The following is a 16,018-nucleotide window of genomic DNA, read 5'->3' as shown; positions in this document are numbered from 1 at the left end:
GTTATGAGTGGCTCGTAAACAAGCGCTTACGTTTGTTAGCGAGATCCAGCCATACGGCCAGAATGATAATTACCCAGGTCACGATCCACTGGATGTAATAGGGGTAGCCCATCAACAAAAGGCCATTTTGGATAAAGCCGAGGATCAACACGCCAATCACCGTTTTCCAGATACTGCCTGCACCGCCTAGCAAGCTTGTGCCGCCAAGGATAATGCCGGCCAACACCAGTAGCTCGTACCCTTGCCCTACGTTGTTTTGCGAACCCATGACCCGCGAGCCAAGCACCAGGGCGGCACATGCCACACAGAAAGCAGAAATTAGATAAGTGCTGAACACACACCAGTTTTTACGAATACCCGAATACACGGCCGCCATTGGATTACCGCCGACGGCAAAGATACGTCGCCCATATCCGGTGTAGGACATCACTACTTGAATCACGATAGCCAGCAGACCAAACATCAGAACCGGCACCGCAATCCCCCCCACAAACCCACGGCCGAAGAAGGCAAACCAGGTATTCTCTTGATTGGCAATATCGACGTTCTGGCCGCCGCTATAAATCAGCACAAACCCTTGTATGGCTGACAGCATGGCCAGCGTCACAATCAGCGAGTTGAGTCGTAGAAAACCAATCAAAAACCCGTTGACAGCACCAATCATCAAGGTCAGCGCGAACATCAGCAGAATGGCATTAGTGGGGCCAATTTTGTCATGTAGATCAACCACCAGAACGGTGGAGAACGACAACATTGAGCCGACGGAAAGGTCTAAGTTGCCACCAATAATGACTACGGTGACCCCCACCGCGATAATGCCAATAATGGATGCCTGGCGGACAACGGTCATAATGTTTGACTGAGAGAGGAACTGCTCAGAAAAAAACGAAAAAACGAACATGCCGATCAGGAAAAAAATGAGAATGCCCTGAGCCGATAAAAAACTCAGCACACCTGCTTTGCTAAGCTTTCCTGACGGCACTCCAACCTTTGTTTGTTCTGTGGAAGCCATGCTATTCACCTGTAAAAAATCACCTAGGGAGGCACCTATGAAGATGACGATGCACGATGTTTATCGTCACACTAGCGGCACCTCCCAGCGCAGGAAGCCTGCATTCAGGTGCGCACCCCATCGGTATTGAGTTGTCTTCACATCATCAATACTGGGTAATGCGCCCTATGCTCAGAAAACCGGGCGATCAAACTCTTCAAGGTTTTCTGCGGTGATTTTCGGTGTATCAAAGAAATTCATTTTCGGAAGATCTTCGCCCGCTAACACATCCAGTGCGGTTTGTAGCGCTGCTTCTGCATCATCCACCGGGGATTGGTAGATAGAGCCATAATATTCACCGCGTGCAATCGCGTCGTAGCCAACAGCGAAGTTCGTAGCTCCAATAAAGATAATGTCGTCTGCACGCCCCGCGCCTTTAGCGGCATTTAAAGCGCCTACACCCATGTTGTCGTCGCCCGAATACACACCGTCGATATGGTCATATTTCGTTAGGAAATCTTCCATTACCCGCTGGGCGCGCTCACGGTTCCAGTTACCGGGCTGTGTTTCCAACAGTTCGACACCTGGGCAAGCTTCAGCTAGGCGACCTTCAAACCCACCTGCACGTTCCATGGCCGTGGTGTACCCCGGCTGGCCGGAAATCTGAACAATTTGACCCTCGCCTCCCAAGGCATCGCACATCATTTCAGCAGAGGAAATGCCCTGCTGAACGTTGTCCGGCCCAGAGAAAGCAGCAATAAACTCCATGCCTGCTTCAGCGATTTTAGAGTTGGTCACGATGACAGGAATGCCAGCACTATGAGCTTGGCGGATAGCAGGAATGACCGCTTGGCCGTTGGTTGGCCAAATAATGATGGCGTCGACACGCTGTTGAATGAGGTCTTGCATTTGGCCGATTTGGCGGGCCACATCACCACCCGCGTCTAGCACCACGATATCCACATTTTCCTCACGCGCTGCCGCCGCTTCAAATGCACGCTCATACGTCGTTTGGTAGCTATCGACACCGACGTTGTTTTGGGTAATGCCAATGCGATAGGTAGTTTCAGCTTGAGCCGTCGTAATCGACATCATCATGACAGACGCGGCAATAGCGGTTTTCTTGAACATTGCGTTTCTCCTGACTTTTTTAGTAATTGTTATTTGACCTGCGGACTATGCAGGCCTGGATTTGGAGCTTACTGCTGCGCTTTGATTTGGCACAATGCAGCCACAGCACAGAAATGGCCAAGTTGGTTATTTTAATGTATTACATTCCTAAGACAGCCCTCACTAACATCAACAGCGCATTCAACTGAAGCGTGTATCGTGGCATGCATCTCTCACTGCGCAGCGCCCAGCCATTACAAGCGCCTTTGCCCATCGTTATTTGAAAGCACTCCCACCGGTCGCCCTTCTAGTGCCGGGTTAAACACCCGCTCACAAGAGACATAGACGTTATTACAGTCGGCCAAGGCGATCATTGCAGCGTAACCCGTGCAAGCTGTGACTCACATGGGTGACAACGCACCAAACATGGGATTCGTGGCCATCGTGGAGAATGGGGGGTAAGCAGAGTTACTCGCACAGATAACGCCAAAAGGTATTTCACTGAGGGGACAGAGAGAGGGAATGCCCAAACTCAAAAAACAAAAAAGCCCGCTGATTGCTCAGCGGGCTTTTTCTATATTCTGTGGCGGAGAGGGAGGGATTCGAACCCTCGAAGCCTTTCGACTTACACACTTTCCAGGCGTGCTCCTTCGACCACTCGGACACCTCTCCACTTTTTGCTCGGTTGTTAGGGCGTTGCCTTTCCCAACAGAACGGCGCACATTCTATTGCCCAAACCCTAAAATAGCAAGCCTTTTAAAGATTTAACCAACGGGCAGTACGGCGTAGCGCCCGTTGGCTTCTAGGCAGAGCGTGTTGCCGCAGTAGAGCTTCTGGGTCAGTGCAATGCTGCCCTTGCCCCGTGTATTTAACTTATCCGCTAGTTGTTCTGCGCCTTGGGGGTCGCTGGGGGAGCAAATAATACGGTAGTCGCTGGTGACTGGAGCAAGGAAACGCTGATGGGCTTCGGCGACCACTACATCTTGTGCCCACCCCTGGGCACGCAGCCACAGCGTTACCCAACACCAGCCCAGTAGCGTGGCTTGCGCGGTGAGCGCGCCGCCAAAGCCCGTGCCTTTATCGTTTAGGTTGGGGCTAAGCGCCAGTTGCCAGCTCAGCCCTCCTTCCTCTTGGGCCATGCTTTGAATGCCAAGCGCGCCTACCATGGGAATCGCCTCGCCTAGCCACTGCTGAAAGGCGGTAAGGTCTTCTTGGCTTTTCGGTAGCGGCAAGCGTGGGTAAGGCACTCCCGGTTGGCGTAACTGGCTCATAGAATATCCCTGTGTGTTAACTCCACAAGTGCTAACCCCAACGCTCAACAAAGTCGGCCTGGTTGTGCTGCGCTAGTGGCTTGTGGCGGCCTGCTAAGCTACCCAAATAGATAAAGGCCACTACTTCATCCTCTTCGTTAAGCTCTAAGCCTTTGCGCACCACAGGGTCAAAGGCGTATTTACCGCTGCGCCACATGGCGCCTAAACCCAATGCATGGGCAGCTAGCAAAATACTGTGGGCGGCACAACCAGCAGAAATCACCTGTTCAATTTTGGGCACTTTGGGAACATCAGGCGTTACCTTGGCAATCACGGCGATTATCATCGGCGCACGCAGCGGCTTTTTGCGCGCGGCATTGAGCGTATCGTCGCTGGCATGCGGGTCATCTTGAAACTCCGCTTCTGCAAACAGCTCGCCCAGGCGTTCGCGCCCTTCACCGATAAACTCAATAAAGCGCCAGGGGCGCAGCTCTTTATGATCCGGAGCGCGCAGCGCCGCTTGGTAAATAGCGCTAAGCTGTTCGGTACTGGGGGCAGGCTCAGTCAATTTACCCATGGAACTGCGTTCATGAAGTAGCGTTAGTGCATCCATTATCACTCCCCTTTTCATTTATCGTTGGGCGCTACGTTAGCGCCGCTCGCTTACTGCCTAGCTAGGCGCAGGGGGCTGGGTGGCGTTAACCCTGGCGTTGCCCGCCAAGGGCTTATATCTAGCCCGCCACGCCGCACGTAGCGGGCCAGCACCAGCAGCTCATCTGGTTTAATCTTTTCCATTAAATCGGTGAAGATGTGCTCGACGCAGTGCTCGTGAAAGTCCTGGTGCTGCCGGTAGCCAATCAGGTAGTGCAGCAACCCTTCGCGGTCAATTTTAGGGCCTTTATAGCGAATCATCACGCTGCCCCAATCAGGCTGGCCCGTCACAGGGCAGTTAGATTTCAGCAGATGGGAATAGAGCGTCTCTTCGACGACCTCTTCGCTTGCTACTAAGTGCTCCGCGCTAGGGGTGTAACCGCTTATTTCAATATCCAGGTTATCCAGACATTCCCCCGGCAATCGCTGGGGGGCAAGCTCGCTGTCATCTACCGCCAACAACTCTACGCCAACTGAAGCCCCCGCCGCTGCGGCTAAGTCGCTAATCAGTGTGCTTTGCACTTCTTCTTGGCTCGCAAAGCGAGTTTGATTAAGACTATTGAGATAAAGCTTCCAAGACTTGGACTCGATCAAGTTGGGTGAGTCAGCGGGTAGACGAAAGCGAGCAACGGCTACGATGGGTTTACCACGGCCGTTCAGCCAGGAAACTTCAAAGGCGTGCCACTCATCTTCCCCAACGAACGGTAGCTTGCCTTCCTCAATCCCCAGTGGGGCACGGTTCGCTGCCCGGGGAATAGGGTATAAAAGTCCAGCGTCATACTGTTCTGGATAAGCGGAATCACGCCCAAGCGGCGCGTGTTCTAGGGTGTCTGGGCGTTCTGCCATTACGTTTACTCTTTAAGGTATACGGTAAAACGATTAACTGCGGATGCCTTTGCCACGCTCTAACATGGTAAGCGCCACCATAAACAGCGCAACGATAAAGGCAAAGATGGCGGCCAACGCCCAGCCTACCGGAATATCAGAAACGCCTAAAAATCCGTAGCGGAAGACGTTAACCATATACAAGATGGGGTTGAGCATTGAAACGCCCTGCCAAAACTCGGGCAGCATCGAAATCGAGTAAAACACGCCGCCCAGGTAGGTTAACGGGGTCAAAATAAACGTCGGCACGATAGAAATATCATCAAACTTATTCGCCAGCAGCGCGTTAATAAAACCACCGATGGAAAACAGTGCCGAGGTCAGTACGACAACTAATACCGTGAGCAACGGATGCTCCATAGTTAAGCGGGTAAAGAACAGCGAAACCACCGTTACAATAAGGCCCACGCCCAGCCCTCGAGCCATTCCGCCCAAAACAAAGCCAGATAAGATGACCCAGTTAGGCATCGGCGAGACCATCATCTCTTCTATAGAACGCTGAAACTTATTGGAAAAGAAGCTTGAGGCCACGTTGGAGTAACTATTGGTGATCACTGACATCATAATCAACCCAGGGACAATGAAGTCCATGTAGCTGAACCCGTCCATATCACCGATGCGCGAGCCAATTAAATTACCAAAAATAATGAAGTACATCGCCATGGTGATGGACGGCGGCAGCAGGGTTTGTGGCCAAATTCGCGTAAAGCGCTTGATCTCCTTAAGTACTAATGTCCACAGCGCAATGAGGGTTTGGGTTGCATTCATACCTGCGCCTCCTGCGGCTCGCGCTGGTCAATCGCCTGCTGGCTTCCTTCCACCATGGAAACAAACATCTCCTCTAAGCGGTTAGCGCGATTACGCATGGAAACCACCTTGAGTCCCTGCTCGCTTAACGCACTAAATACATCGTTAAGCTCCTGGCCCTTATGAATGACCAACGCCAGCTGGGAAGGCTCAATCTGCAGAATCTCAAACCCTTCAATTCTGGGCGCGTGGTCAACCGGTGTCGCTAAATCGAGCAGGAAGGTTTCAGTATCCAGTTCCGCCAATAACTCGCGCACGCTGGTGTTACGCACAATTTCACCGTGGTTAATGATGGCAATATTGCGGCATAGGCTTTCGGCCTCTTCGAGGTAGTGCGTGGTCAGGATAATGGTGGTGCCTTCATCGCGGTTAATACGCCGCATGTACTCCCACATACTCCGACGCAGTTCGATATCCACTCCCGCTGTTGGCTCATCAAGAATCAGCAGCTTTGGGCGGTGCATGAGCGCACGGGCAATCATCAGACGACGCTTCATACCACCAGAGAGCATACGTGCACTGCCGTTGCGCTTATCCCACAGCCCAAGATCACTAAGCAGCTGCTTGGCGCGGGGTAGCGCTTCCTTACGGGTCATACCGTAGTAACCCGCCTGGGCCAGCACGATATCCAGGACTTTTTCAAACTGGTTAAAGTTGAACTCCTGGGGCACCACGCCAAGCTGATACTTAGCTTTGGCGAAATCTTTATCAACATCGATACCAAAAATTGACACCTTGCCTGTCGATTTCTGCACCAGCGAACACACCACGCCTAATGTGGTGGATTTACCCGCCCCATTGGGGCCTAGCAAGGCAAAAAAGTCGCCCTGCTGGACATCGAGATCAATACCTTTTAACGCGTGAAAGCCGTTGCCATACACTTTAGTGAGGCCACGGATAGACAATGCCGGTTCGGCCATGAACATGTCCTGTCAGCAAATGGGGAGCACAAAAAACGAGCTAGATGAAGGGATATCGGGGCATTCATATATTTTTCAAGCCGCTTGAAAAGCAGCCACGCAAAAATATCGCCACTTAGGTACGATTCGTCGTTATAGAAATGGAGGAAATGTACTGATGGCACGGGGAGAAAAGAGTACGTTTGCTTGGAGCGGGAAAAGAGATTCGAACTCTCGACCCTCGCCTTGGCAAGGCGATGCTCTACCACTGAGCTATTCCCGCGATGCAAACGATCTACAACAAGCACTACTGAGATGTGCGAGATGGCGTCCCATAGGGGGTTCGAACCCCTGTTACCGCCGTGAAAGGGCGGTGTCCTAGACCACTAGACGAATGGGACGCTGTAAGCATTTGACTGCTTGGAGCGGGAAAAGAGATTCGAACTCTCGACCCTCGCCTTGGCAAGGCGATGCTCTACCACTGAGCTATTCCCGCTTAATCTGCACTACTCGCGATCGGATTGGCGTCCCATAGGGGGTTCGAACCCCTGTTACCGCCGTGAAAGGGCGGTGTCCTAGACCACTAGACGAATGGGACACTGTAAGCATTTGACTGCTTGGAGCGGGAAAAGAGATTCGAACTCTCGACCCTCGCCTTGGCAAGGCGATGCTCTACCACTGAGCTATTCCCGCTTAATCTGCACTACTCGCGATCGGATTGGCGTCCCATAGGGGGTTCGAACCCCTGTTACCGCCGTGAAAGGGCGGTGTCCTAGACCACTAGACGAATGGGACACTGTAAGCATTTGACTGCTTGGAGCGGGAAAAGAGATTCGAACTCTCGACCCTCGCCTTGGCAAGGCGATGCTCTACCACTGAGCTATTCCCGCAATTCCGATAACCTGACGATGTAAGTGGCGTCCCATAGGGGGTTCGAACCCCTGTTACCGCCGTGAAAGGGCGGTGTCCTAGACCACTAGACGAATGGGACGTTTCATTGCCTCGTCGAGGTGGCGCGTATATTACTCAGAGCCTCACTTTGTGTCAAGCACTCTGAAATCGAAACAGTTTTGCAGCCCTAACGGCCATCCCATGATTACTCGCCCAGGGGAAGGCTAAGCCGATGGGTTGATTGAGCGTACCCACGCTCCACCCAGCAACGGTGGTGCTGTTAGCGTGTAATACCTAACCTGGCGATTTTTCTGACCTTAGCACATGCTGAACCTAGGCAGGCTATCTACTGTCACTCTGGTAGGTGATACGCTAGCCTGCTTAGCAAGCCTCTGATTAACGGTAACCAGAGGGAGAGGAGATCCCCATGGCGAAAATAGAAAAATCCACCGACGAGTGGCGCAAACAACTCACCCCCGAGCAGTACCGGGTAGCGCGAGAAAAGGGAACCGAGCGGCCATTCACCGGCGATTATCAGGTCACCGATGCCCAAGGCATCTACCATTGCGTGTGCTGCCACGCGCCGCTGTTTGAAAATGAACACAAGTTTGATGCGGGCTGCGGCTGGCCTAGCTTTGACAGGCCACTTGGCAAGCGATGCGTGGAAGAGCATACAGACACCAGCCACGGGATGCAGCGTACCGAGGTGGTTTGCTCCCACTGCGATGCCCACCTTGGCCACGTATTCCCCGACGGCCCCCCAGAGACGACTGGACTGCGTTACTGCATCAACTCTGTTTCGCTAGAGTTTCACCCCGACGAATAGCAAAAACCGTTATCAATCCCAGCAAGGCGGGCACCATCTGTTAGAATGGTCGCCCGCTTTTTTGTGCTTGTATTTTGTGCTTGTAGGAGAGACTCATGCTCGGCTGGTTCCCCGGACATATGAACAAGGCCCGCCGCCAGATCAAGGATGCGCTGCCAGAAATTGATGTTGTAATTGAAGTGCTTGATGCGCGCCTGCCCTACTCCAGCGCTAACCCGATGCTGGCCGAGCTGACTCGCCACAAACCGGTGCTCAAAATTCTCTCCCGGGCCGACCTTGCCGACCCCGAGCGTACCGCCGAGTGGGTGGCTTTTTTTGATGCCCAAGAGGACACGCGCGCACTGGCGATCACCACCACCAATACCCGGGAACTCAAGAAGATACCCACGCTTTGCCATGAGCTGGCAGGCGCCGTGCGCGCTGACCGCGATGTACGCGTAATGGTGATGGGCATTCCCAATGTAGGAAAGTCCACCCTGATTAACGGTTTAGCAGGGCGAAAAATCGCCAAAACCGGCAACGAACCCGCGGTCACTAAGCGTCAGCAGAAAGTTCGCATCGACGGGCGCGTGGCGCTGATCGACACGCCAGGAGTGCTCTGGCCGAAAATTGAAGACCAGGCCAGCGCCTACCGCTTAGCCGCCAGCGGGGCTATTCGCGATACAGCCATTGAATACACCGATGTGGCGATTGTGACCAGCGCGGAGCTTGCCAAACGGTACCCGCAAGAGCTAACCGCCCGCTACAAGCTAAAAGCACTGCCCACCTACGAAGCACCGGTTGCTTTCGAGGTTGATGCCGACGGCCCCAAAAAACCCGATTTTCTAGCCATTGCCGGTTTCGACGGCCACGCCATATTGAAAGAAATCGCCGGAAAACGCGGCGGCCTACGCGCAGGCGGCGCGGTAGACCTGCACCGCGGTGCCGAAGTGCTGCTACACGAACTGCGCGATGGCAAGCTAGGCCGGGTTACCTTGGAAATCCCCAGTGATATTCCACCGCCACCGCTACAAAACGACGAAGACAGCCCGCTACCATCCGACGCATAATGGGCGAATAATCAGTTACTTCTAACGGCCACTGGACACTTTTGGATAACACACCCCATGGACACCCCGCAGCCTACAGAATTACAGCCGCTGAAAAAGTCACACAAACTGCACAAGGTTTGCTATGACATTCGCGGCCCCGTGCTCGACCACGCCAAGCGCCTGGAAGAAGAGGGCCAGCGAATTTTAAAGCTCAACATTGGCAACCCGGCCCCCTTTGGCTTTGAAGCGCCGGAAGAAATTCTGCAGGACGTGATGCGCAACCTGCCCACTGCCCAGGGTTACTGTGACTCAAAAGGCCTCTACTCCGCGCGCAAGGCGATTATGCAGGAGTGCCAGCGCAAGCAGATTCCTGGGGTTGGCATCGAAGACATCTATATCGGCAACGGCGTTTCCGAGCTGATTGTGATGGCGATGCAAGCGCTCTTAAATGACGGCGACGAAGTGCTGATCCCGGCCCCCGACTACCCACTCTGGACGGCCGCTGCCCACTTATCCGGCGGCCATGGTGTTCACTACCTGTGTGATGAGCAGGCTGATTGGGCGCCAGACATAGCCGATATACGTGCCAAAGTAACCAGTCGCACCCGGGCCATTGTAATTATCAACCCCAACAACCCCACCGGTGCGGTCTATCCGCCCGAGGTAGTTCGGGAGGTCCTGGCTATCGCCCAAGAGCACAATCTTGTGGTGTTTTCTGATGAGATCTACGACAAAATTCTGTATGACGGTGTAGAGCATACCTCTACCGGCGCCTTAGCCGATGACGACCAGCTTGTGATTACCATGAATGGCTTGTCCAAAAGCTACCGCTGTGCTGGTTTCCGATCAGGCTGGATGACGATCTCCGGCACGCTTGCCAAACAGCGCGCCCAGGACTTCATCCAGGGGCTAACCATGCTCGCCTCTATGCGCCTGTGCGCTAACGTGCCGGCCCAGCACGCCATTCAAACGGCACTGGGGGGTTACCAGTCGATTAACGATTTGATTCTACCCGGTGGCCGGCTGTTGGCGCAGCGGGATATCACCGTCGAAAAGCTCAACGCGATTCCGGGTGTCTCCTGCGTAACGCCCAAAGGGGCGCTTTACGCCTTTCCCCGCTTAGACCCGAAGGTCTTTAAGATCAAAGATGACCAGCAGCTGGTGTTAGATCTGCTGCTGCAGGAAAAAATCCTGCTGGTACAAGGCACCGCCTTCAACTGGCCAGAGCCCGATCACGTGCGCATTGTAACGCTGCCTTGGGCCGACCAGCTTGGCGATGCCCTCGACCGCTTTGCTAATTTCTTGTCTCGTTACCGTCAATAAATTCACGGGCTTGAAACTGGTGCCTGCTGCACGTATCTAAGCAACTATCCTACAACCGCTTTTAAATCCTTTAGGGAGAACCTTAACGATGATGCGAATTCTGCTTTTTCTGGCCACCAACTTAGCGGTCGTGCTGGTGGCCAGCTTTACGCTGCGACTCTTTGGCGTAGAAGGCTACCTGCGCAGCCAAGGCATCAACTTCACAAGCCTGCTACTGTTCTGCTTTATTTTCGGTATGGTCGGTTCGATGATCTCGCTGTTCATTTCCAAATGGATGGCAAAGCGCAGCACCGGTACGATCATTATCGAAGCACCCTCGAACGCCACCGAACAGTGGTTAGTAGATACCGTGGCCGAGCTCTCCCGGGAAGCAGGCATTAAAACCCCAGAAGTGGGTATTTTCCCGGCCCAGCAGTCCAATGCGTTTGCCACTGGCTGGAACAAAGATGATGCCCTAGTTGCCGTTTCTGCTGGGCTATTGAACCGTATGCGCCCGGAAGAGGTACGCGCGGTACTGGCCCACGAAATTGGCCACGTGGCGAACGGCGACATGGTTACCTTGGCGCTTATTCAAGGCGTGGTGAACACCTTTGTGATGTTCTTTGCCCGTGTGGTGGCGCATTTAGTCGACAACTTCCTGAAAAGCCGCAGCGGTGGCGAGGGGGGATTAGGCTTTATGGGCTACTTTGCCGTGGTTATTGTCGCAGAGATTGTCTTTGGGATTGTTGCCTCTGCAATCGTTGCTTGGTTCTCGCGCTACCGGGAGTACCGTGCCGATGAGGCCGGGGCACGCTTAGCAGGCACCGGCGCTATGGTGAATGCTTTGGCTCGCTTGAAAGCCGAAACGGAACTACCTGATCAAATGCCGGACACCATGCGGGCCATGGCAATTACCAAAGGCCAGACCCGCTCACTGGTGGAGCGCCTGTTTGCTAGCCACCCACCGCTGGATGACCGTATCCGTGCGCTAAAAGAAGCCGCCTACCGTCAGTAACCGCCTTCATTTAGTCAAAGAACGTAAGGCCCGCAGATGCGGGCCTTACTGTTTTGGGTGCTCATGGTTTTTGATATACCCAGTTTTAACCACAAAGCTTTCTAAACCAAATATTAAGCACACTGCACCTGAAAGCCCGCCGCGCTTAACGGCGTTTGCAAAGACATAGCATCGCCTTTTAAAACGACCGTTAACGTGTTGAATTCCCGTCGCAGCGGGTAATTAGCACGGCAGTCATCAAAGCCTTTTTGAATCCCCTGCTCAAGCACCTTGCGCTGTAGCGCGTCGTGGTCACGGCGTACATCGTACACGGCATGCACACAGAGCCGTAGCGCCTCTTCCACGGGAAGTGCATGCTGCAGCGTTAGCCCGGCAAGGGCCGGCGGCGGGCAGAGTTCACTAAAGGACATTGGGCTTGACTGCACCAAGTGGTCGGCCAGCGCCTGTTGAATCATCCAGGTGCCGCGCAGCTTGCCATCCAGGCTATGCCCCGCAATATGTGGCGTAGCCAGCGCTACTAAGTCACGTAGTCCAGCGTCTATCTGCGGCTCGTTTTCCCATACATCCAAAATAGCCGTGATATCGCCTTTACCTGCTAAACGGCTGCGCAGCGCCAAGCCATCAATACAGTCACCCCGCCCGGCATTTAGCAGCACCGTGCCGGGCGCCAGTTCGTTAATCCGCTGAGCATCGAACAGTTGATAGGTCGCGTGGGGGCCTTCTTTCACCAGCGGTGTATGTAAACAGAGCACATCGCAGCGCTCAATCAGCATATCCAGCGCAACGAAGCCGCCCTCCCCCTCCTGCTCGGCTCTTGGGGGATCACACACCAGCACCTCAATGCCTAGCGCCTGTAAGCGGCGCTGTAAGCGGCTACCCACGTTGCCCGCACCCACAATGCCTACTGTGCGCGCTAGCAGCGGCCAACCTTCACGCTCACTCACCGTGAGCAAGCTGCTGAGCACATAGTCCACCACGGCCTCAGCATTACAACCAGGGGCGCTGGCAAAGCCAATCCCGCGCTCTGCCAAGTAGGTAAGATCAATATGGTCGGTGCCGATGGTGCAGGTGCCTACAAAGCGCACCTGACTTTGCGCCAGTAGCGCCTGGTTAACCTGGGTGATGGAGCGCACCACCAGGGCGTCAGCACCTGTCACATCGGCGGCGCGCATCTCACGCCCCGGCACACGGTTAAGCGTTCCAAAGGCGCCAAAACAGGTGTCGGCAGCGGGGATATTAGCGTCGATGACAAGTTTCATAGGCGTTTGGGTATCCGGGCTTTACAATACACCCGCAACGGCTTGATACGCAGCCGTATTTGCGGGGCATTTAAGGAGAGTGTTGTGATCGTACGCTGGGAAACCGACCATGACTATGTGTTAGTGCATATTCACCAGGATATGTTTGGCGACTGGATTTTTAGCCGCGCCTGGGGGCAAATTGGCACTCAGTTTGGCGGGCTAAAGCACCAGTTGGCAGATACACTGGAGCAAGCACACATGTGGCTTGAAGATGAGACCACCATCCAGACATCGCGGGGTTTCCGTAAAGTGCTGGAGGCAGCCGATCATACGCCTGAAGGGCAGGAAGCGATGCGCCAGCTATCGCTACTCGACGCGCTGTAGCCACTCCCGCCCTCTTTTACAACTACGTAATTTAAGTAAAATCTATGTAATTTAAGCAAAACCTATGTCATTTAGGCAAAACATCAGCCTAAAAAACGCCGCCCGCCTCGCTGATGAGCCCCTACGGGCGGGGCTTTTTCGGGCGGTGAGGTGATCGCGTTAAGCGCCACCTCATCCAGCCAGCCGCGCGCCTGTAGCCAAGCACTTAGCCGCTCCAAATCGAAGCCTCGATCTAGCTCAACCCCCTCACCATCCACTAAGACCGGAATACGCACCCCATAGCGTTCAACGAGGGCATCGTTATCGCTAATCTCAATACGGTGCAGCGCTACTTCCTGGTTAGCCAGCGTGGTGACTAGCGCCTCAAGCTGGGCGCATAAATGGCAGCCCAGGGTAGTGTAAATTGATAGCTGAATCATTACCTACGCTCTTCTCCTGATGACTATTTGTGGCGTAACAAGAATACATGGTGCAAGTTGGTGCGCCGCTGGAAATCCGGGTCGAAGGTGCGCGAGGTGATCTCCTCCACCGCGTAATGCTCGCTAAGCGCCTCGTCTAATTTGAAACGCCGCTGATTGTTTGAGAACACCAGCGTGCCACCTGGAGCAAGGCGCGCCATGGCGAGTTCAACTAACCGCGGGTGGTCACGCTGCACGTCTAAGGTGTCGCGCATCTTCTTAGAGTTTGAAAACGTGGGCGGATCCATAAAGATCAGATCAAACTCGGCGTTGGCAGTTTCTAGCCAGCGGAAACAGTCATCCCGCACGACCCGGTGCAGCCTGGAGTCCAGCTTATTCAACGCAAAGTTATCCCGCGCCCACTCAAGGTAGGTATTGGACATATCCACGCTGACACTGTCGCTTGCGCCACCCAAGGCAGCCTGTACCGTTGCGGTGGCGGTATAGCAGAACAGGTTTAAAAAGCGTTTTCCGCTGGCCATCTCATTGAGCATGCGACGTACCGGACGGTGATCCAAAAACAGGCCGGTATCCAAGTAGTCACGCAGGTTCACCCATAGCCGAGCCGCTCCTTCCTGAACTTCAAAACGCTCACCGCTAGCAGAGCGCTTCTGGTACTGAGCGCTGCCTGCCTGCTTCTCACGGCGTTTGATATACACCTTGCTGGCGTCAACACCCAGCGCATCTGGCAACACTTCCAGCGCATCAAATAGGCGCTTTTGAGCCTGGGCTGGGTTAATGGAGCTAGGCGCCGCATACTCCTGCACATGCACGCGATCCCCATATCGGTCGATCGCCAAAGCGTATTCCGGCATGTCTGCATCGTAGATGCGATAGCAGGTTTCACCACTCTGTTTTAACCACTTTTTCAGACGTTTTTGGTTTTTCGCCAGCCGGTTGGCAAACATCTGGGCATTTTCAGACACCGATGGTGTTGCGCTAGCGTTCGACGGCTGGCTAGTGTCACCATTTTGCGGGACTTTCTCAGAAGGTGCATCCTCTCCCCCTGCATGGCTACCAATCGCCATCAGCAGCAGTTTGGCATCCAAGGCGCCATTCTTCAGCGCGTACTGCTTATGAGCGCGTAGACCCAACCGATGGCCTAAATCCGGGTTGCCGGTAAACAGCGCCAGCGTCCAGCCAGGAAACAGTGCTTTAGCTTTTTCACCCAGCTGGGCGTATAGGCGAACCAGTTCTGGTAGCTCGCCCAGGCGCTCGCCATAGGGCGGATTAGTGATTAACAACCCCTGTTCGGCGGTAAGCGTCTCTGGCCTTGTTAACTGGCTAAGGCTTTGGCCATGTAGGGTGATAAGCGCCGGAATGCCTGCACGCATGGCGTTAGCCTTCGCAGCCGTTAATGCCGCCGGGCTTTGGTCAAAGCCAATCAGCGCTGTTTTACAGCGTTTACGGCCGATAGACGCACGGGCTTCAGCTTCACGCTTAAGCTCCCGCCACAACGCCTCGTCGTGGCCTGCCCAGCCGTGAAAACCAAAGCGTTCCCGATTGACATTGGGCGCCTGGTCGGCAGCCATCATTGCCGCTTCAATTAATAGCGTACCGGCCCCGCATAGCGGGTCTAACAGCGGCTCACCGGCTTTGGCACGCTCAGGCCAGCCTGCACGAACCAACAGGGCTGCAGCTAAATTCTCTTTTAGTGGCGCATGCCCGACATCGCGGCGGTAGCCACGGCGGTGAAGGCTTTCACCAGAAAGGTCGATTCCCAGCGTTAGGTTTGCCCGGTGCAAGTGCGCATAAATGCGTAGATCAGGCGTCTTGGTGTCGATGCTAGGCCGCTCTTGGCCCGCTAACTGAAGTGAATCGACAATGCCATCTTTTACAGTTTGGGCACCGAAGCGCGTATGGCGAATATGATCGCTGCGGCCATGGAAATCTACCGCGAGGGTTTTGCCGGGGAGTAAGTGCTGTGTCCAGGCAATTCGGGTCGATGCGTCATGTACTTGCTCAGCAGTTTCTATCATCGACTCCCGGGCCAACAGCAAAATAACGCGGTTCGCCAGACGTGACCACAGGCATACGCGGTAAGCCGTTTCTTGGCTGGCCGAAAAATAAACCCCTGCTACGGTAGTTTTACCCGGCACGGCGCCTAAAGCCGTTAATTCATCTGCAAGCAGGCCTTCAATGCCTTTAGGGCACGTCGCCAGGAGGTTTTGGGGGGCAGTTTGGTTCAGCTCGGTCATGGTGTTCGCCGCGCGTAACCGCGCGATATTCCTATATATGGCAAATGTGTTTACGTCTTATGACAATTTCATAGTCGAC

The 16,018-nt window shown here is 54.2% G+C and carries 15 protein-coding genes and 9 tRNA genes; 5 read left to right on the top strand and 19 right to left on the bottom strand.

The window, feature by feature from the left end:
* Window position 1: 1 nt before the first annotated feature.
* From BB497_08870 to BB497_08795, 16 genes are all read right to left on the bottom strand, one after another.
* On the bottom strand, window positions 2–1,012 hold the full coding sequence (locus BB497_08870) for a ribose ABC transporter permease (GenBank protein ID AVI62803.1): 1,011 nt from the start codon (window positions 1,010–1,012) through the stop codon (window positions 2–4).
* A 171-nt stretch (window positions 1,013–1,183) separates the two neighbouring features.
* The gene (locus tag BB497_08865) at window positions 1,184–2,122 is read right to left on the bottom strand and encodes a sugar transporter (GenBank protein AVI62802.1); all 939 of its coding nucleotides are present in this window, start codon (window positions 2,120–2,122) and stop codon (window positions 1,184–1,186) included.
* 563 nt (window positions 2,123–2,685) lie between these two features.
* Window positions 2,686–2,773, bottom strand: a tRNA-Ser gene (locus BB497_08860).
* A gap of 92 nt (window positions 2,774–2,865) precedes the next feature.
* A complete protein-coding gene (locus BB497_08855) occupies window positions 2,866–3,372 on the bottom strand; it encodes a thioesterase (protein ID AVI62801.1) in 507 nt (168 codons plus the stop codon).
* 31 nt (window positions 3,373–3,403) lie between these two features.
* Window positions 3,404–3,964, bottom strand: coding sequence for a nitroreductase (locus BB497_08850; protein AVI62800.1), 561 nt, complete (start codon window positions 3,962–3,964; stop codon window positions 3,404–3,406).
* Window positions 3,965–4,014: 50 nt separating this feature from the next.
* Window positions 4,015–4,848 carry an NADPH-dependent 7-cyano-7-deazaguanine reductase QueF gene (locus tag BB497_08845; GenBank protein AVI62799.1) on the bottom strand — a complete coding sequence of 278 codons (834 nt, stop codon included), beginning with the start codon at window positions 4,846–4,848 and terminating at the stop codon, window positions 4,015–4,017.
* Window positions 4,849–4,881: 33 nt separating this feature from the next.
* A complete protein-coding gene (locus tag BB497_08840; protein AVI62798.1) occupies window positions 4,882–5,655 on the bottom strand; it encodes an ABC transporter permease in 774 nt (257 codons plus the stop codon).
* Entirely contained in the window at window positions 5,652–6,614 is a 963-nt protein-coding gene (locus tag BB497_08835; GenBank protein AVI62797.1) for an ABC transporter, read from the bottom strand. Before BB497_08835 ends, BB497_08840 begins: the two co-directional genes overlap by 4 nt.
* 187 nt (window positions 6,615–6,801) lie before the next feature.
* Window positions 6,802–6,876: transfer RNA gene (locus tag BB497_08830), tRNA-Gly, on the bottom strand.
* A 42-nt stretch (window positions 6,877–6,918) separates the two neighbouring features.
* Window positions 6,919–6,994, bottom strand: a tRNA-Glu gene (locus BB497_08825).
* A gap of 20 nt (window positions 6,995–7,014) precedes the next feature.
* Window positions 7,015–7,089, bottom strand: a tRNA-Gly gene (locus BB497_08820).
* A 26-nt stretch (window positions 7,090–7,115) separates the two neighbouring features.
* A tRNA-Glu gene (locus BB497_08815) sits at window positions 7,116–7,191 on the bottom strand.
* 20 nt (window positions 7,192–7,211) lie between these two features.
* A tRNA-Gly gene (locus BB497_08810) sits at window positions 7,212–7,286 on the bottom strand.
* 26 nt (window positions 7,287–7,312) lie between these two features.
* Window positions 7,313–7,388, bottom strand: a tRNA-Glu gene (locus BB497_08805).
* A 20-nt stretch (window positions 7,389–7,408) separates the two neighbouring features.
* Window positions 7,409–7,483: transfer RNA gene (locus BB497_08800), tRNA-Gly, on the bottom strand.
* Between the two features lie 25 nt (window positions 7,484–7,508).
* Window positions 7,509–7,584 (bottom strand) — tRNA-Glu (locus BB497_08795).
* 327 nt (window positions 7,585–7,911) lie between these two features.
* On the opposite strand from BB497_08795, the gene BB497_08790 reads away from it, so the two are divergent.
* From BB497_08790 to BB497_08775, 4 genes are all read left to right on the top strand, one after another.
* Window positions 7,912–8,310, top strand: a complete 399-nt coding sequence (locus BB497_08790; protein AVI62796.1) for a peptide-methionine (R)-S-oxide reductase — start codon at window positions 7,912–7,914, stop codon at window positions 8,308–8,310.
* 95 nt (window positions 8,311–8,405) lie between these two features.
* Window positions 8,406–9,359 (top strand): ribosome biogenesis GTPase YlqF, encoded by a 954-nt coding sequence (locus BB497_08785; GenBank protein AVI62795.1) that lies wholly within the window; start codon window positions 8,406–8,408, stop codon window positions 9,357–9,359.
* 57 nt (window positions 9,360–9,416) lie between these two features.
* Window positions 9,417–10,664, top strand: a complete 1,248-nt coding sequence (locus BB497_08780) for an aminotransferase (protein AVI62794.1) — start codon at window positions 9,417–9,419, stop codon at window positions 10,662–10,664.
* Window positions 10,665–10,752: 88 nt separating this feature from the next.
* The gene (locus tag BB497_08775; protein ID AVI62793.1) at window positions 10,753–11,658 is read left to right on the top strand and encodes a zinc metalloprotease HtpX; all 906 of its coding nucleotides are present in this window, start codon (window positions 10,753–10,755) and stop codon (window positions 11,656–11,658) included.
* 113 nt (window positions 11,659–11,771) lie between these two features.
* On the opposite strand, the gene BB497_08770 is transcribed toward BB497_08775, so the two are convergent.
* Window positions 11,772–12,917, bottom strand: coding sequence for a 4-phosphoerythronate dehydrogenase (locus BB497_08770; protein ID AVI62792.1), 1,146 nt, complete (start codon window positions 12,915–12,917; stop codon window positions 11,772–11,774).
* A gap of 84 nt (window positions 12,918–13,001) precedes the next feature.
* On the opposite strand from BB497_08770, the gene BB497_08765 reads away from it, so the two are divergent.
* Window positions 13,002–13,283 (top strand): hypothetical protein, encoded by a 282-nt coding sequence (locus BB497_08765; protein ID AVI62791.1) that lies wholly within the window; start codon window positions 13,002–13,004, stop codon window positions 13,281–13,283.
* Between the two features lie 83 nt (window positions 13,284–13,366).
* Here the strand turns inward: BB497_08765 and BB497_08760 are convergent, their stop codons facing one another.
* Window positions 13,367–13,702 (bottom strand): hypothetical protein, encoded by a 336-nt coding sequence (locus tag BB497_08760; GenBank protein ID AVI62790.1) that lies wholly within the window; start codon window positions 13,700–13,702, stop codon window positions 13,367–13,369.
* Window positions 13,703–13,725: 23 nt separating this feature from the next.
* Window positions 13,726–15,939, bottom strand: coding sequence for a 23S rRNA (guanine(2445)-N(2))/(guanine(2069)-N(7))-methyltransferase (locus BB497_08755; GenBank protein AVI62789.1), 2,214 nt, complete (start codon window positions 15,937–15,939; stop codon window positions 13,726–13,728).
* Window positions 15,940–16,018 lie beyond the last annotated feature (79 nt).

The organism is Halomonas sp. GFAJ-1 (genome assembly GCA_002966495.1).
Lineage (GTDB): Bacteria > Pseudomonadota > Gammaproteobacteria > Pseudomonadales > Halomonadaceae > Vreelandella.
The sequence above is the reverse complement of the archived record's forward strand: the minus strand, read 5'-3'. Positions and strand labels throughout refer to the sequence as shown.

Coding starts and splice junctions, on each gene's coding strand:
- BB497_08870 (AVI62803.1), bottom strand. CDS start 1,012: ATGGCTTCCACAGAACAAACAAAGGTTGGAGTGCCGTCAGGAAAGCTT.
- BB497_08865 (AVI62802.1), bottom strand. CDS start 2,122: ATGTTCAAGAAAACCGCTATTGCCGCGTCTGTCATGATGATGTCGATT.
- BB497_08855 (AVI62801.1), bottom strand. CDS start 3,372: ATGAGCCAGTTACGCCAACCGGGAGTGCCTTACCCACGCTTGCCGCTA.
- BB497_08850 (AVI62800.1), bottom strand. CDS start 3,964: ATGGATGCACTAACGCTACTTCATGAACGCAGTTCCATGGGTAAATTG.
- BB497_08845 (AVI62799.1), bottom strand. CDS start 4,848: ATGGCAGAACGCCCAGACACCCTAGAACACGCGCCGCTTGGGCGTGAT.
- BB497_08840 (AVI62798.1), bottom strand. CDS start 5,655: ATGAATGCAACCCAAACCCTCATTGCGCTGTGGACATTAGTACTTAAG.
- BB497_08835 (AVI62797.1), bottom strand. CDS start 6,614: ATGGCCGAACCGGCATTGTCTATCCGTGGCCTCACTAAAGTGTATGGC.
- BB497_08790 (AVI62796.1), top strand. CDS start 7,912: ATGGCGAAAATAGAAAAATCCACCGACGAGTGGCGCAAACAACTCACC.
- BB497_08785 (AVI62795.1), top strand. CDS start 8,406: ATGCTCGGCTGGTTCCCCGGACATATGAACAAGGCCCGCCGCCAGATC.
- BB497_08780 (AVI62794.1), top strand. CDS start 9,417: ATGGACACCCCGCAGCCTACAGAATTACAGCCGCTGAAAAAGTCACAC.
- BB497_08775 (AVI62793.1), top strand. CDS start 10,753: ATGATGCGAATTCTGCTTTTTCTGGCCACCAACTTAGCGGTCGTGCTG.
- BB497_08770 (AVI62792.1), bottom strand. CDS start 12,917: ATGAAACTTGTCATCGACGCTAATATCCCCGCTGCCGACACCTGTTTT.
- BB497_08760 (AVI62790.1), bottom strand. CDS start 13,702: ATGATTCAGCTATCAATTTACACTACCCTGGGCTGCCATTTATGCGCC.
- BB497_08755 (AVI62789.1), bottom strand. CDS start 15,939: ATGACCGAGCTGAACCAAACTGCCCCCCAAAACCTCCTGGCGACGTGC.